The organism is Phyllobacterium sp. 22552, from assembly GCF_052044585.1.
In the GTDB taxonomy this organism is placed as follows: domain Bacteria; phylum Pseudomonadota; class Alphaproteobacteria; order Rhizobiales; family Rhizobiaceae; genus Phyllobacterium; species Phyllobacterium ifriqiyense.
Genome location: NZ_JBQENG010000001.1, coordinates 32,765 through 49,732 on the forward strand (window position 1 = coordinate 32,765; position 16,968 = coordinate 49,732).

Below are 16,968 nucleotides of genomic sequence, written 5' to 3' on the forward strand. Positions count from 1 at the left end.
AAGAGAATAATAAAGTCATCAGGAGCTATTTTGGTCATCGATCTTACCTTTTTGAAGCAAATCGCCGAGGTTGCAGCCCAGCAGACACTGCCGCGTTTTCGCACAGTAGCGCTGGTCGATAATAAATATCAGACAGGGTTTGATCCGGTTACCGAAGCTGACAGGGAAGCCGAGCGAGCCATACGTAGCTTGATAAATGCAACTTTCCCCGAACATGGAATTTTAGGCGAGGAATTTGGTGGAGAGAATTTAGCGCAGCCAAACATTTGGGTCATTGATCCTATTGATGGGACGCGGGCCTTCATCTCCGGCCTGCCGGTATGGGGAACGCTGGCTGGACTAACAATCAATGGCGATGCGGTGGCGGGGGTAATGTCTCAGCCATTCACGCGCGAGCTTTTCATGTGCGATGGCGATGCCTCTTGGTACGAAGGACCTGACGGGGTTCGGCGTTTGCAAACGCGCAAGACCACCGAACTGGCCGAGGCAACATTGTTTACGACTACGCCAGCGCTCTTCAAGGGTGCGCAGCGGGAAGCCTATGACAGGATCGAGTCGACGGCGCGCCTCGCGCGTTACGGGACAGATTGCTACGCTTACGCAATGTTGGCATCAGGATTTGTCGACTTGGTGATCGAAACCGGACTTCACCCATATGATATCGTGGCGTTGATTCCTATCATCGAAAAGGCCGGTGGTGTTATCACAACCTGGGATGGTGGCGCGGCGGAAAAAGCAGGCGACATTGTTGCGGCGGCTACACCGGAACTGCACGCCAAAGCGCTCGCCTTGCTCAATCAGTAAGCTCTGTCTCGTCCGATAATTGCGTTGGTTCGTTGCCTGTTCCCGGAATGAAGGCATCAAATGCTGCAAAAAACTGTTCGCGATAGAAATCAGCCTCCTGCAGAATCTCATGCTTTGCACCATCAATTGTGAGAAGAGTGGTGTTGCGCAGTTGCACAGCATAACGCTCTATCGCCGGGGTTGAGACAATGGTGTCCGCGCCAGCTGCGATAATCAGTAATGGAATGCGTATTTTCTCGATAAATTCAGGGCGATTGACCCTGTTAATCGCTTTTGCGGCAGCGACAATCCAGCTTGCTGTCGGGCCACCAAGAGCGAGTTCCGGCGCTTGTTCGAGTACATCGCATTGGCGCTTGTAACGGCTGGCATCCGATGTCACCGGGTTGTTTTCAAAAGGCCTGGCCTTGTATGGGCCGCTGAGCATGTAGGTTCTGCCAAGCCCAATGGAGCGCAGCGAGTTTGCGACGATCCTTGCCGTCATTCTTTGTAAGCGCGTCATGGGAATATCAAGCAGGGGTGATGTCAGGACCATGCGATGGATTCGGTTGGACATGGAGGGCGCTGCAAGCAGTGCTATGAGGGCACCGGTGGAGTGAGCCAGAACATAGAACGGGCCCTTGCAATCGGGCAGAAGCACGGTTTCGAAAAACCTTTCGAAGTCGGCAACATAATGTTCAAAGCTTTTTATATGGCCTCGCGCCGCATCACGTAAAATACGGCTTGAGGCCCCTTGGCCACGCCAGTCAAATGTGGCCACTGTAAAACCCCGCGCCGCAATATCCCTGGCTGTTTCGAAATATTTTTCGATACATTCGCTACGACCGTGCAAAATAATGACAGTTCCGCGGATCTGGGATGTGCTGGCGGGGATGATTGCATAACGCAGTTGCTTGCGATCCGGCAGATCAAAGCTATCGACACGGGTACCCGCGGGAATAGGATTGGACGCAATTTCGACGAGTGATCGGATCATGTGCGGTCGGGTGCCTCAAAGAGCAAGTTGCCTCCGTGATAAAGCCGCTCCGACAGAACGTCAAACAATGCCTGAAACGGCAGAGCTAAAAATAAAGATCGACCGGAAACTCTGCCTGAGAGCTTCCGGTCAGTACATTGCAGATGGAAGGGACGTTACATCTGCAATGATTTCGGCTTTTTTATCAGTAGGCCGGATTGATCTCGATGCTGAAGCCGGAGCGGCGATCACGGTCACGTCCGACGCGGCGGGTTTCAAGAATTTCGCCTCTGCGGGATACGACGACAATCACCGGATTGCCGCGGCGAGAAGCTCTTACAAAATAACGGCCACGTTCGAAATCGATATCGCGAACCCGGTAACCGCGACGCTCCAGCATGCGGGCAACATCGCGTGGCCCAAAGCGTTCACGGCGGTCATCGCGCCAGTCCGAACGGTCGCGATCGTAACGGCCACGATCCTGAATGAGATAGCCATCCGATTCGTCCTGCTCCAGATAGATGGCAGGTGAGTTATCGCGATAATAACGTTCCTGAGCAAATGCCGAGGAGGCGAAGCCTGTGATCAAAACGGCGGCTGCAGTAAGAGCGATAAGGGGTCTTTTCATTGTCCTATCCTTTATATGCCGGACCGTATCCGACCTTGGGTGTAGTTATAAAATCATCGAGCTGAACGTATTCCGAAGATGATGTTCATTTTGCGTTCATTGAACGTCGCAGTTTCATACAAATAGACTTGAAACCCGGAATTGCGCTTACCAAATATGGTTTGCAGCCGCCATATCGGGGTTGCTGGTTCAACAGAATTTGCCACATCGGGGATTCTGACGTGAATCAAAAAACGCAAACATTGTCGCTCTAAAGGAGGGCTTACCCATGCGTCACGTTGATTTTTCACCACTCTACCGTTCAACCGTCGGTTTCGACCGGCTTTTCACGATTCTCGACAGTTTGGCTCAGCCGGAAGGTGCCCAAACTTATCCGCCCTATAATATTGAGCGGACAGGCGAGAACACCTATCGCATCACAATGGCCGTTGCCGGGTTCTCTGAGGATGAAATCCAGATTGAAGCCCACCGCAACCAGCTCAAGGTGACGGGCGAAAAGACTGCTGAAAAGTCGGAAGATTCCGAAACTTTGTATCGCGGTATTGCGTCTCGCGCATTTGAGCGCCGTTTCCATCTTGCCGATTTCGTCGAGGTAAATGGGGCCAGCCTGAAAAACGGCTTGCTGCACATTGATCTCAAGCGCGAAATTCCGGAAGAGATGAAGCCGCGCAAGATTGCGGTTACGGCTTTGTCCGATAACGAAGCCAAGCAGATAGAAGCAAAAGCCACTAACTAAGCGGCTACTGCGATGAGTGGAGAGCGGCGCAGCAATGCGCCGCTTTTTATGCGATCAGATCGCCAAATTGGCGGACTTCTTCTTGCGTCGTAGCAAAGCTGGTTACGAGGCGGATCATTGTTTCGTCATTTGCAAGCAGGTTTTCTTCGTTGTGGGGCGGCTTCCACTCATAAAAAATGGCTCCGCTTGCCTGTAGGCTCGCCACAACACCCTTGGGGGCAATCGCAAAGACTTCGTTTGCCTGGGGTTGCCAGGCAAGTCTCATCTTCTTCGAACCAGCAATTTGTTCTGCAAGAAAGCGCGCCATCGTATTGGCGTGGGTCGCGAGCTCCAGCCATAATCCGCCAGCAAAATAGGCTTCGAATTGCGCTGCAACGAAACGCGACTTTGAAAAGAGCTGCGCGGATCTCTTTCGGATAAAGGGCACGTCCTTTGCCTGATCGGGGTTCATGAATATCAATGCTTCTGCACACCAGCAGCCGTTCTTGGTTCCTCCGAACGACAAAATGTCGACACCCTGTTTCCACGTCATATCCGCAGGACTGCAGCCAAGGGTAATGAGCGCATTGGCAAAGCGAGCGCCATCCATATGGAGTGGCAGGCTATTATCCTTGCACAGTGCTGAAATCGCTGAAATTTCGCCGAGCTCATAGATGGTGCCGATTTCTGTGGATTGGGTAATTGAGACACCCATTGGCTGTCCGGCGTGCACATTCCCGGGGACGAATCCCCGAATAGCTGTTTTAAGATTATTAGTATCAATACGCCCGGTCGGACCGTCTACCGGCTGAAAACGGCCTCCAGCTGAGAGAAAGCCTGGTGCTCCGCCCTCGTCATCAATCAGATGGGCCTCACGATGAGCGAAGGTTACGCCGCCTGGCCTGCCGATGGCAGCTTGGGCAAGCGAGTTGGCGGCAGTGCCAGTTCCGACGAAGAAAACGGCGACTTCCCGTTCAAAGATTGTGTTGAATGTTTCATCTATTGCGCGGTCGAGCGTGCTGGTGCCGTAAGCCGAGGCAAAGCCATCGGAATGCCGGTTTAAATTCGCGGCAATTTTGGGGTGGGCGCCAGCCCAGTTATCGGACGCAAAGTGCATGAAGCAAACCTCTCTTCAGGATGGATGAGCAGAGGCTTACGCCTTTAGAAGCATAGTGGAAAGCAGCCGTAACTGTTAATATTGGAGGAAGTAACTATTCAGCATTCTATTTTTAGCGGAAACACCTGCTCTCGTAACTAATGCGAGCAAATTGACAATTTGACGCAATCTTCTTTCGTGGAATGATGTTATTTTTTGCTTTTCCATCTTGTTTGTTTGGAATAATTCTGGCATACGCTGATACGACAGCATTGCTGTCCTATTTGCGGAGACTGGTAATTGAGGACGGCAGTCAAGTGCTTTCGTCCTTCTTAAGGTGCCCGCAATCTACAATCGGAAGATATGCCGCATGAAGCGGGGCAGGAATTATGCTATTCCGTCCCATATGACTAAGACCGCCCTGTGAGGGCTTCAATGGAGGAATTGACGATGTCGGATTTGACGCCATCTGTAACGACTGAACTCGCTCAGGCCGTACAGAATCGTGCGGTCAAAACCAATAAATTGTCAGGTTTCCCGAAAGCCCAAGGCCTTTACGATCCCCGTAATGAACATGACGCATGTGGTGTGGGCTTCGTTGCCCATATGAAGGGTGTGAAGTCCCGTAAGATCATCGAAGACGGGCTTTTCATGCTCGAAAACCTGACCCATCGCGGCGCTGTTGGTGCCGATCCATTGATGGGCGACGGTGCTGGCATGCTTGTCCAGATTCCGGACGCGTTTTTTCGCGCGGAATGGGCAGAAAAGGGTGTCGAGCTTCCTCCGGTCAATCAATATGCCGTTGGCTATTTCTTCATGCCGCAGGACCCGGAAGAGCGTGCACATATCGAGCAAGTCGTAGCGGAAGTTATTGCTTCGGAAGGCCAGACACTTATCGGTTTCCGTGACGTGCCCGTTGATAATTCGTCTTTGTCAAAGGCTCCGCATATTGCTGCCACCGAGCCGTTTCATCGTCAGGTCTTCATTGGACGCAACCCGAATATTGAATCCAATGAAGACTTCGAAGGTCGCCTGTTTGTCCTGCGCAAGGTGATTTCAAACCGTATCTATCAAGAGAACGGTGGCAAGGAGAGCGACTTTTACGTTGTCTCAATGTCTGCCCGTACGATTGTCTATAAGGGCATGTTTCTCGCCTATCAGGTGGGTGCCTATTATAAGGATCTGAAGGACCCACGCTTTGTCAGCGCTGTCGCGCTTGTGCATCAGCGGTTTTCGACAAACACGTTCCCTTCCTGGAAGCTGGCGCATCCCTACCGTATGGTTGCGCATAACGGCGAAATCAACACGTTGCGCGGCAACGTCAACTGGATGGCTGCGAGACAGGCTTCGGTTGATTCCGAGTTTTTTGGCAACGACATCTCAAAGCTCTGGCCAATTTCTTATGAAGGCCAGTCGGATACGGCGTGCTTTGATAATGCTTTGGAGTTCCTGTTTCAGGGCGGGTATTCGCTTGCCCATGCAATGATGATGCTGATCCCCGAGGCATGGTCCGGTAACAAGCTGATCGCGGATGATCGAAAAGCATTTTACGAATATCATGCTGCGCTGATGGAGCCGTGGGATGGACCAGCTGCTGTCGCGTTCACGGATGGCCGTCAAATTGGCGCGACCTTGGACCGCAATGGTCTACGTCCAGCGCGCTATCTCGTGACTGATGATGATTTCGTGGTCATGGCCTCGGAGGCGGGCGTACTTCCCGTGCCGGAAGAAAAGATCGTCAAGAAGTGGCGGTTGCAGCCCGGTCGCATGCTGCTGATCGATATGGAAAAGGGTGAGATTGTTTCTGATGACACGATCAAATCCGAAATAGCCAATCGCCATCCATACAAGCAGTGGCTCAAGAACACCCAGTTGATCCTGGAAGAATTGAGCCCGGTTGAGCCGCGCGCCTTGCGCAAGGATGTCAGCCTTCTCGATCGCCAGCAGGCATTCGGCTACACGCAGGAAGACACAAGAATCCTGATGTCGCCCATGGCGACGACGGGCCAGGAAGCCATTGGTTCGATGGGTACTGACACGCCGATCTCGGCAATGTCTGACAAGTCGAAGATGCTTTATACCTATTTCAAGCAGAACTTCGCACAGGTCACCAATCCGCCGATTGATCCGATCCGTGAAGAGCTGGTGATGAGTCTTGTTTCATTCATCGGTCCACGCCCAAATCTTTTCGATCTGGTTGGAACATCGCGCCGCAAGCGGCTGGAAGTACGCCAGCCCATCCTGACCAATGGAGATCTGGAGAAAATTCGCTCCATCGGCCATACGGAAGATCGTTTTGACACCAAGACGCTCGATACGGCCTATAATGTTGAAGAAGGCGCTGCTGGAATGGCCGGTGCCGTGGAGCGGCTTTGTGATCGCGCTGAAGCGGCGGTTCACGGCGGCTACAACATCATCATTCTTTCCGATCGCCAAGTTGGTCCGGACCGGATTCCAATCCCGGCGCTTCTCGCAACCGCGGCCGTTCACCATCATCTGATCCGCAAAGGGCTGCGTACGTCAGTTGGTCTCGTGGTTGAGTCGGGCGAGCCGCGTGAAGTGCATCATTTCTGCTGCCTTGCAGGTTATGGTGCGGAAGCAATTAATCCGTATCTGGCTTTTGATACATTGCTCGATATGCACAAGCGGGGTGAATTTCCGCCGGAAGTGGATTCGAGGGAAGTTGTATCGCGCTACATCAAGTCCATCGGCAAGGGCATCCTCAAGGTCATGTCGAAGATGGGCATTTCGACCTATCAGTCCTATTGCGGTGCTCAGATTTTTGACGCTGTCGGGTTGAAGTCGGAATTTGTTGATCGCTTCTTCTTCGGTACGGCGACGATGATCGAAGGCGTAGGACTTGAGGAAATAGCGGAAGAAACAGTGCGCCGCCATCGTGACGCCTTTGGCAATGATCCTGTTTTGTCCACTACACTCGATGTTGGCGGCGAGTATGCCTATCGCATGCGCGGTGAAGCACATTTGTGGTCGCCGGACGCGGTAGCAAAGCTGCAGCATGCCGTGCGTACGGACTCGGCCAGCACGTTTAAAGAATATTCCGATATGGTGAACAGCCAATCGGCGAGGGCCAAGACCATTCGGGGCCTGTTCAATATCAAAATGGCTGCCGATACCGGCCGCAAGCCAGTTTTGATTGATGATGTCGAGCCTGCCAAGGAAATCGTAAAGCGGTTTTCCACGGGTGCCATGTCGTTCGGCTCGATCAGCCGCGAAGCCCATACAACATTGGCTGTAGCGATGAACCGTATTGGTGGTAAGTCGAATACCGGTGAAGGCGGCGAGGAGCCCGATCGCTTCTACCCGCTGCCCGATGGCAAGCCAAACCCGGAACGTTCGGCGATCAAGCAGGTGGCGTCAGGTCGCTTTGGTGTCACAACCGAATATCTCGTCAATTCTGACATGATGCAGATCAAGGTTGCCCAGGGCGCAAAGCCCGGTGAGGGTGGTCAGCTTCCCGGACATAAGGTCGATGCGACAGTTGCCAAGACCCGTCACTCGACGCCCGGTGTTGGCCTGATTTCGCCGCCGCCGCATCATGACATCTATTCCATCGAAGATCTGGCCCAGCTGATCTACGATTTGAAGAACGTCAATCCCGAAGCGGATGTGTCGGTTAAGCTTGTTTCGGAAGTTGGGGTGGGCACAGTTGCTGCCGGTGTGGCCAAGGCGCGCGCTGATCATATTACCATTTCCGGTTATGATGGCGGCACAGGTGCATCGCCGCTGACGTCGCTCAAGCATGCCGGTAGCCCATGGGAAATGGGCCTTGCTGAAACCCAGCAAACGCTGGTGCTTAACGGGCTTCGCTCGCGCATAGCCTTGCAGGTCGATGGTGGCCTGCGAACCGGTCGTGACGTCATTGTCGGCGCACTTTTGGGAGCGGACGAGTTTGGCTTCTCTACCGCTCCATTGATAGCGGCAGGGTGCATCATGATGCGCAAGTGCCACTTGAACACCTGTCCCGTTGGCGTTGCAACGCAGGATCCGGTCTTGCGCAAGCGCTTCAAGGGCACGCCTGAGCATGTGATCAACTTCTTCTTCTATATGGCGGAAGAAGTTCGTCAGTTCCTGGCTGAGATGGGTTACACGCGGTTCGAAGAGATCGTCGGCAAAGCCGAACTTCTCGAAAAGCGCGAGGCGATTGATCATTGGAAAGCCAAAGGGCTCGATTTCTCTCGCATATTCCACAAGCCGGAAGCGCCCGAGGAAAAGACACGTTGGACAGAACGACAAAACCATCCAATCTTCGATATTCTCGACCGCAAGCTTATTGAGCAGGCGCTGCCCGCCCTCGAAAGCAAGCAACCGGTCAAGATCGAAATGGGCATCAAGAATGTGGATCGCTCTGTAGGTGCAATGCTTTCTGGTGAAGTTGCCAAGCGTTATAGGCACAAGGGACTAAAAGAAGATACAATCTCGGTGAGATTCACAGGTACGGCCGGGCAATCTTTTGCTGCATTTTTGGCCAGAGGCATCTCCTTCGAGTTGATTGGCGACGGCAATGATTATGTAGGCAAGGGACTTTGCGGTGGCCGCATTGTCATTCGCCCGCCTGAAAATACGAAAATCGTGCCGGAAGATTCAATCATCGTTGGCAATACCGTGCTGTACGGAGCAATTGAAGGCGAGGCTTATTTCCGTGGGGTCGCGGGCGAACGGTTTGCTGTTCGTAATTCCGGAGCAATTGCCGTTGTCGAAGGCACCGGCGATCATGGTTGCGAATATATGACCGGCGGCGTTGTCGTCGTCATTGGCCAAACGGGCCGGAACTTCGCAGCCGGCATGTCCGGCGGTGTCGCCTATGTCCTTGATGAAGCTGGCGATTTTGCCCAGCGTTGCAACATGGCCATGGTTGAGCTGGAGCCGGTTCCGGAAGAAGATGACATCCTTGAGAAGCTTCATCATCATGGCGGTGATCTGGCACATAAGGGGCGTGTTGATGTTTCGGCCAATATGACAAGGCATGATGAAGAACGTCTGGTTCAACTGATTTCGAACCATATGCACTATACGGGTTCTGGCCGCGCGAAAGAAATTCTCGATAATTGGGAGAGTTTCAGGCCGAAATTCGTGAAAGTTATGCCGGTGGAATACCGACGCGCGCTCGAGGATATGGAGCGTATGCGGATGGGTGTCGCAGCCGAATAGTTTCAATGCCTTAGCTTCGAGCGTCGCTGTTGCGATGCTCGGCAAAGGTCCAATGCTGCCCGTTGATTTAAATCGATATGGGTGGTCCTCCGAGAGGCGAGGGGAGCAGTTTTATGGGTAAGGTTACAGGTTTTCTTGAGATAGACAGGCAGGTTGGCAAGTATCAACCGGCATCGGACCGCATCCGCCACTTCAGGGAATTCACCATTCCCATGACAGATGGCGAGGTCAAAAAGCAGGCGGCACGCTGCATGGATTGCGGCATTCCGTTTTGTCATGGCCCTACGGGTTGCCCGGTTCACAACCAGATCCCTGACTGGAATGACCTTGTCTACAATGACAATTGGGATGAGGCGATCCGGAACCTGCATTCCACCAATAATTTCCCTGAATTTACAGGCAGAATTTGCCCTGCGCCTTGCGAAGAAGCCTGTACGCTGAACCTTGAAGATGTGCCGGTATCGATCAAGACGGTCGAGCAGGCCATCGCTGACAAGGCCTACGAAACCGGTTTTATCATTCCTCAACCAGCCGCTTCCAAGACCGGCAAGAATGTTGCGATCATCGGTTCGGGTCCGGCAGGGATGGCGGCGGCGCAACAACTTGGTCGCGCAGGACATGAAGTTCATGTTTACGAACGCGAGAGCAAGCCAGGTGGATTGCTGCGATATGGCATTCCGGATTTCAAAATGGAAAAGCATTTCATCGACCGGCGGGTGAGTCAGATGGAAGGTGAGGGCGTCACTTTCTTCTGCGGCGTCAATGTGGGAATTGATAAGCCAATTCAGGAGCTTATCGATAGCTACGATGCCGTTTTATATTGCGGCGGCGCCGAAACGCCGCGCCCTGCAGGCATTCCCGGCGCTGAATTTGAAGGTGTCCACGATGCGATGCACTATCTGGTTCAGCAAAATCGTCGTGTAGGCCGTGAAAACATTGAATCCGTTGCCTGGAAAAGCGACTCGATTGTCGCGTCCGGAAAGCACGTTGTGGTTGTTGGCGGTGGTGATACGGCGTCTGACTGCGTGGGCACGGCATTCCGTCAAGGCGCGGTAAAAGTGACCCAGCTCGACATCCGCCCGCAGCCTCCAGAAAAAGAAGACAAGTTGAGCGTATGGCCTTACTGGGCAACGAAAATGCGTACTTCTTCATCGCAAGCCGAGGGTGCTGCCCGTGAATTTCAGGTGGCAACGCTTGAATTCATTGGAGAAAATGGCGAGCTGACCCATGTGAAATGCTGTGAAGTGGATGAGGCACGCAAGCCTATTGCCGGAACGGAATTCTTCATCAAGGCCGATCTTGCCTTCATCGCAATCGGCTTTTCCGGCCCGTTCGAAGACGGGATTGTCAAAGAACTTTCCGGTTCGCTGGAAATGAAAGCCGACCGTCGTGGCAACCGCTCGGTTGTAGCGGATGATGTCGATTATCGTACCAGTGTCGACAAGCTTTTCACCGCTGGCGATGTCAGGCGGGGACAGTCACTGGTGGTCTGGGCGATCCGGGAAGGTCGTCAGGCGGCAGCTTCAATAGATGAGGCTTTAATGGGAAGTTCGGTGCTCCCTCGATAGGTATTTCTACCGCGCGCAACCAAATTGCACGCGGTAGTTACAATTTTTCGGCAAAAATCGACGATTCTTTGGCAATTCCCAGAGAGTTTTCGTTGTTTTTGTATCAGTTTCGGAAATTCTGATTTGAGTTCGCAACTTGTCGGATTATTTTTGCGGAAATCCCGATGACAATCTCATGCACGTGGCGCGCGAGTACCAGTGTCGGCCCTATTTGGCCGGTTTTGGCCAAGAAAAATCATTTGTGCGTCCGGGCTGGCTTGCTGGTGTCACACCCTGTTTGATGAGCAGATCGCGGTCCGATTTTTCGGCAGCGGGGACGGAGCGCGTGGAGGCGCCAAGTAGATCGGTGCCGCCGTCCAGTTCGGGATCATTCAGGCTGATTGGCGCAAGCCTGTCAACTCTGACAGGACCGGATGGCGTTTCCGGCAATGCCTGCACGGGAGCACCCGGTTTGATGGCGGCAATATCGGGCGCGGTGGCTGTACCCAGCATTTGGCGCAATGGCTTTTCGACATAGAAAGCGAGTTTACGCTTGCCGGCAGGGGTCAGGCCGATTCCGTCATTGTTACGCAGGCGCGCCGTTTGCCCCGACATATCGAAGCCGGTAAGCGTAAACGAGCCACTTTGATCAACAAAGCCATCCCACACATCGACGAACGTGCCTTTGGCTTTTTCAGCGGCATTGCGATAGAGTTCGTTAAAGGCCAGCACGTCATTGGTCATGCTCTTGGTTTTGAAAGCCGGTTGCCCGACCCAGACGACCGGTTTGCCGGTTTTCTCGACAGCATCTAGAAATGCACCGAGCCGAGCCTGATACTCCTTCGACCATTCTTCACTCAGGAATGGTTTTCCCTTGGCCTCAGACTGAACACCGGTAAATTGCTGCCGGTCATTGGCTCCCGCCATCACCACGACGACTGAAGGTTTTTCCGTTTCAATCAATCCACCTATGGTCATAGGCCAATTGCGATGGTCGTCGCGCACGAACCCGGATGAGCCATCGGCCTTATCAATGATGCGCACGCCGGGGCTATCGATAAAAGCTGCCTCAAGACCCTCTGCCAGACCGCTGGCCATGAAGTCGCCAACGACAAGAACTGTCTTGGCATCAGGCAATTTGTCAGGAATGGCTGGTTCAACCGCTACCGATGGCGCGGGTCCCGATTGCGGTCCTGCCGGAGCTGCTTTCGGGCGCGCGGGTTTGGTTGCGCGATTTTTAGGCCGAGGGCGGACCCTCCGGCCATCATCGATCAGGCGGTCGGTATCTTCGCGATAAATTTCACGACGTCCCATCAGCATATCGAGCAGGGTTCGGGCAGCTGCGGTTTCGGTGAAAACGAGTATCCCAGAAAGTCCGAGCGCCATAGCAAAACCTGCCAGCCGTATAATTCTTTGCTCGGGCGCAGTGCGTGGTTCGTCTTTCGACAAGCGCTCAGGAAGCTCACCACGAGGAAGCTTCGTGGGTTGCAAAGAAAGTGGCAACCTCTGAGTTTCTTTAGTTTCTGCCGTCAAACCACATTCCTCACGGTGAGCTTGTCGAACCACGCTACACGTTCGCGCGGTGCGACAGACTCTCCCCCTACTTCTTGCGCAGGATCGTCAGCACTTCCTTGCTGGGGTGACCATCAGGGTCCAGGCCCATGCGGGTCTGGAATGCCTGAATGGCATTGCGCGAACTACTGCCGATCTTGCCATCTACCTTGCCGTCATAATAGCCGAGTTCGGTCAAATGATGTTGAAGTTCTTCGCGTTCTTTCATTGTGATGGGCGTAAACGGCCGGTTCCAGTCCTGACGCAGGCCCGTTGAACCGGCAATCTGATCGGCCAAAAGGCCAACGCCCAATGCATACTTATCGGCATTATTGTAGTTTTTCAGCACGAAAAAATTCTTGGTCATGAGGAATGACGGACCTTGGCGTCCATCCGGCACTTTCAACGTCGCTTTTACGCTGCCATTGGGGAAAGCCTTGCCATTGGCACGGACGACTCCGAGTTGTTGCCACTCTGCGATGGACTTTGAACCGGCGGGGAATTTGCGCCCGGCAGGCAGCACAACCTCATAACCCCATGTCTGGCCGCTCTGCCATCCATTCTTGCGAAGAAGATTGGCGGCTGTCGCCAAGGCATCAGGCACGGAGTTCCAGATGTCGCGTTTGCCATTGCCATCCATATCCACGGCATAGGCGATATAACTTGTCGGAATGAATTGCGTATGGCCGAGCGCGCCTGCCCATGAACCGGTAAGGTGACTGCGGTCAATATCGCCGGACTGAAGAATTTTCATGGCGGCAATCAATTGCGTGCGGCCGAATTTGCCCCGGCGCGGGTCAGCATAGGCAAGAGTGGCGAGCGAGCGCACAGCATCGCGCATCACATCATCGCGTTTCATGATCTCGCCGTAGTTGGTTTCCATCGACCAGATTGCGAGAAGAATATTGCGATCAACGCCGAATGATTTCTCAATGGCACCCAGCCAACGGCTGTACTTCTTGGCCATTTCGCGGCCTGTTGCCACCGAGTTTTCATTGACGCGGTTATCAATATAATCCCAGACAGGCGCAGTGAATTCCGGCTGGAATTTCGCCTTCTCCAAGACTTCCGGATCGATCTCCGTGACGCCGGCAAAGGCGCGCTTATAGGTTGCCGCAGAAATGCCGCTGGCCATCGCCGTTGCCCTGAAATCGGCGATCCAAGCCTGGAACTTTGCATCGGCGGAGGCATTGTTGACGTTGAGTGACAGGATAAGACCCGCCGCAGCTGCAATCATGCAAAAACGTTTAGACAATGCCGACGAAGCTTCAATCATGTTATGCCCTCGAAATGTGTTCCCACAGGTTCAGACGATAATATTAGCATGTCAAAGTTAGGAATTAGTTTACCATGCCTTCCTCAGTGCCCACATTAACATCGGCAAAGAATATTTATTTTACAGGCCTGTGCATTTTCGTTCTTTGAGGCCAGATTGTCCAGGATCTAACCAAAAACCAGAATCGGTATTTGGGAATTATATCAAAATTTGAATTGTTACTGCGGCTTTTGTGAGTTCACGACGACAATAGATGCTTTAACGAAGAAATCGCATGCAACACCAACGAGGTACCGATGACGACACTGAAGAAAATTCGCAAGGCCGTCTTTCCCGTTGCGGGTTTTGGAACCCGCGTTCTTCCAGCAACAAAATCCATTCCGAAAGAAATGCTGACAGTCGTCGACAAGCCAGTCATTCAGTATGTGGTCGATGAAGCGCGCGAAGCTGGTATTGAACATTTTATTTTCGTTACGGGCCGCAACAAGGCTGTTATCGAAGATTATTTCGACGCGCAGTACGAGTTATATTCATCGCTGACGGAGCGCGGTAAAACAGCCTTGCTGGAAGAATTGCAGAGCATTCAGCCAAGGCCGGGCACAACCAGCTTTACCCGTCAGCAGGTGCCGATGGGGCTTGGCCACGCCGTCTGGTGCGCACGCGATATCGTCGGCAATGAGCCATTTGCGCTGCTTTTGCCTGACATGATCATGCAGCCGGAAAAGAATGGCTGTCTGGCCGATATGGTGGAGCTATACAATCAATCGGGTGGCAATATCGTTGCGGTGCAGGAATGCGACCCGGCTGAAACACACAAATATGGTATTGTCGGGCAAGGCAAGCCGGTCGGCAATGGGTTTGAGCTGACGGAAATGGTAGAAAAGCCCGCCAAAGGCACTGCGCCTTCAAATCTTTACATTAATGGCCGCTATATTCTCCAGCCGGAGATTTTCAACATTCTGGAAAATCAGGAACGCGGTGCGGGCAATGAAATCCAGCTGACGGATGCCATGCTCAAACTGACCAAAGAACAGGATTTCTTCGGTTATCATTTCAAGGGCCGTACCTATGATACCGGCTCCAAAGAGGGCTTCGTTGAGGCTAATGTGGCCTTCGCACTGTGGCGCGAGGACATCCGCAATGGTGTGTTCGACAATATTGGCAATATGCTGAAGACGATCAAGCCAAAGGGGCAGTGATCTATTTTAGTTGGGAGCGGCCTTGGCTGCTCCCAATGTTTTGCGTGGTTCGACGAGGCTCACCATGAGGAAAGCGAGTTGATTGCAGGGAATCGAAATCCTGCAAAGTTGAAAATCATCATGCAGCCCCTCAGAGTTGTGAGGCAGGACCATGCAATCAACCGACCTTCCTCATGGTAAGCCCGTCGAACCACGCATTAGTTCAATGCAATAGCTTAGTATTACCGCTGCAATGTCACGCCGACATACACACTCGTCTCATCGGTATTGCGTGATTCAACGTCGCTGCGGACAAGCTGGTGGCGGGCGCTGACATCCAGCCCGACAAAACGATTAAACCAGTAGGTTGCACCGATCTCGGCGCCGAACCCCTTATCCAGTCCCGTATCATCTTTATTGTCTCGCAAAGAAGCGATCAGTTTGGCGTTAAAGTCCAGGTTGGCCCGGACCTGACGTTTGATGCCAACCGTTCCTTCATAATAGACCGAACCGCTTTCTCCGGGGGCGGTTGCGCCTTCGACGCGGGTCAAAAGACCGATATCGACATCGGTTCCGCGCTGCGGAGACCATTTGATCGCCGCATCCGCACTGAGGCCTTCGACAGCTTGCAAACGGTCATCGTCAATACCTTGACGTAAATAGCCAAGTGCGAACTCGCCTGACATTTTTTCCCCGAAATCAATCTCGACGCCGCCGCGAAGCCCTGAACGCACACCGGAACGGCGATAGCCGCTAAAATCGACTTTCTCATCATAAATGAGTTTACCAAACTCGACCTCGACAAAGGGCTTGATGGCAGGCGACATTTCAAAGCCGCCACGCAAGGCGATGCTGGCGAAGGTGTTGTCGCGATCTTTCTGGCTGACAGCGATATTGCCGAATTCGGCATTGCCGTAGGTGGTTCGGTTGACCTTGCCTTTGACATCGCCGAAAAATTTGCCGAACTCGTGGCGAAGGCCAAGCATTCCATCAAGCTCTTGCACGCCAGGACGGTTTGATGTGCCTTGAAGCGTTGTTGGCGCGCTTGGATCTTCCTGCCGATAGCGATAGCCCGCTTCACCTTTTACAGTTGTGCGTGCGCCGAGATCCAGTTGAAAGCCAGCACGCAGCCCAATATTGGGCGCTGAATATTCCTCACCGGAAAGGGTCTTGTCATAGGTCCCATCAAAATCCAGCCATGCGGAATGGCGTGACCAATCTGTCGTGGCACGGGCACGCAGCCGGGTTTCCGACAGGATGGCGGATTTGCCATCCGAACTATTATCGGCATTGGTTGTTGCCCGCAGGCCCTGACTGAGGGAGGGGCGCAAAGTTACTGTTCCGGCCCGTATGCCGAGCGGCGCGAAGGGTTCAGGATCGGGCCGCGGTATACGGCGCTCAATCGCCGAAACAGGCATATTGTCCTTTTCAGCGCGATTTTCCGCCGGATTGGCTTCCTGACTCTGTTCGATTGCGCCGGTGTCATAAGGATTTTCCGGACCCCGATCAGTGTTATTTTCGTCTCCGGCCGCGGCTGTGGGGCGTGGCGCTCCTGGCCGTGGTTCCGGTGTTGGCACTGATGCCGTCGGAACTGGCGTCATCTGATCCTCCGGCGAGGGCGGCGGGTTCAGTCCACCGCTATCATCGGCTGGACCGCTCGGAGGGCTGCCGTCGTTTTGAGGTACACCCAACAATCCCAGATTGGAACTATCATCCTCGGCGGGCAGGGCGCCGGGGCTGACAGGCTCATAGGCGCGGGAGGGAATGCCGGAATCGGTTGTAGCTGCGCGCGAATCAGCGGGACGTGTAGTTTGCGTCTGCGGGGTGTTTCCCTGAATAGACCCGCGCAACTGAGAGTTGTCTGGCAGAACAGTTTGCTGGGCCAGAGCAGGGCCGCAAACCACAGACACAGTGCTGCCAAGCAAGATTGCGATGACGCAAAGATTGCTTGAAGCTTTGAAGCGATAACTCGCTTTTGCGCGTGGTTTGGACGAATGAGTCAATAGATTTGCCAAAGGGTTCGAACCTTCAGCGATGGTAAAGAAGCATGGT

At 53.4% G+C, this 16,968-nt stretch carries 11 protein-coding genes; 5 read left to right on the top strand and 6 right to left on the bottom strand.

What is annotated here, in order from left to right; translation table 11 throughout:
* Positions 1–30: 30 nt before the first annotated feature.
* Entirely contained in the window at positions 31–804 is a 774-nt protein-coding gene (gene hisN, locus ACTJI9_RS00185; protein ID WP_115052246.1) for a histidinol-phosphatase, read from the top strand.
* Here the strand turns inward: hisN and ACTJI9_RS00190 are convergent.
* Positions 794–1,777, bottom strand: a complete 984-nt coding sequence (locus ACTJI9_RS00190; protein ID WP_440805264.1) for an alpha/beta fold hydrolase — start codon at positions 1,775–1,777, stop codon at positions 794–796. The two genes, hisN and ACTJI9_RS00190, sit on opposite strands and share 11 nt — an antisense overlap.
* Before the next feature lie 184 nt (positions 1,778–1,961).
* Positions 1,962–2,384 carry a hypothetical protein gene (locus ACTJI9_RS00195; RefSeq protein ID WP_115052248.1) on the bottom strand — a complete coding sequence of 141 codons (423 nt, stop codon included), beginning with the start codon at positions 2,382–2,384 and terminating at the stop codon, positions 1,962–1,964.
* 268 nt (positions 2,385–2,652) lie between these two features.
* Between ACTJI9_RS00195 and ACTJI9_RS00200 the strand changes: the two genes are divergently transcribed.
* On the top strand, positions 2,653–3,120 hold the full coding sequence (locus tag ACTJI9_RS00200; RefSeq protein WP_115052249.1) for an Hsp20 family protein: 468 nt from the start codon (positions 2,653–2,655) through the stop codon (positions 3,118–3,120).
* A gap of 46 nt (positions 3,121–3,166) precedes the next feature.
* Here the strand turns inward: ACTJI9_RS00200 and ACTJI9_RS00205 are convergent, their stop codons facing one another.
* On the bottom strand, positions 3,167–4,216 hold the full coding sequence (locus ACTJI9_RS00205; protein ID WP_440805269.1) for a threonine aldolase family protein: 1,050 nt from the start codon (positions 4,214–4,216) through the stop codon (positions 3,167–3,169).
* Between the two features lie 429 nt (positions 4,217–4,645).
* Here ACTJI9_RS00205 and gltB point away from each other — a divergent pair, with 429 nt between their 5' ends.
* Positions 4,646–9,364 (top strand): glutamate synthase large subunit, encoded by a 4,719-nt coding sequence (gltB, locus tag ACTJI9_RS00210; protein WP_440805272.1) that lies wholly within the window; start codon positions 4,646–4,648, stop codon positions 9,362–9,364.
* 113 nt (positions 9,365–9,477) lie between these two features.
* Positions 9,478–10,932, top strand: coding sequence for a glutamate synthase subunit beta (locus tag ACTJI9_RS00215; protein ID WP_115052251.1), 1,455 nt, complete (start codon positions 9,478–9,480; stop codon positions 10,930–10,932).
* 207 nt (positions 10,933–11,139) lie between these two features.
* On the opposite strand, the gene ACTJI9_RS00220 is transcribed toward ACTJI9_RS00215, so the two are convergent.
* Positions 11,140–12,444 (bottom strand): SGNH/GDSL hydrolase family protein, encoded by a 1,305-nt coding sequence (locus ACTJI9_RS00220; protein ID WP_440805275.1) that lies wholly within the window; start codon positions 12,442–12,444, stop codon positions 11,140–11,142.
* 67 nt (positions 12,445–12,511) lie between these two features.
* Positions 12,512–13,738, bottom strand: coding sequence for a lytic murein transglycosylase (locus ACTJI9_RS00225; protein ID WP_440805278.1), 1,227 nt, complete (start codon positions 13,736–13,738; stop codon positions 12,512–12,514).
* A gap of 296 nt (positions 13,739–14,034) precedes the next feature.
* Between ACTJI9_RS00225 and galU the strand changes: the two genes are divergently transcribed.
* Positions 14,035–14,937, top strand: a complete 903-nt coding sequence (galU, locus tag ACTJI9_RS00230) for a UTP--glucose-1-phosphate uridylyltransferase GalU (protein ID WP_162802453.1) — start codon at positions 14,035–14,037, stop codon at positions 14,935–14,937.
* Positions 14,938–15,158: 221 nt separating this feature from the next.
* Here the strand turns inward: galU and ACTJI9_RS00235 are convergent, their stop codons facing one another.
* On the bottom strand, positions 15,159–16,919 hold the full coding sequence (locus ACTJI9_RS00235; protein WP_440805281.1) for an outer membrane beta-barrel protein: 1,761 nt from the start codon (positions 16,917–16,919) through the stop codon (positions 15,159–15,161).
* Between the last annotated feature and the right edge of the window lie 49 nt (positions 16,920–16,968).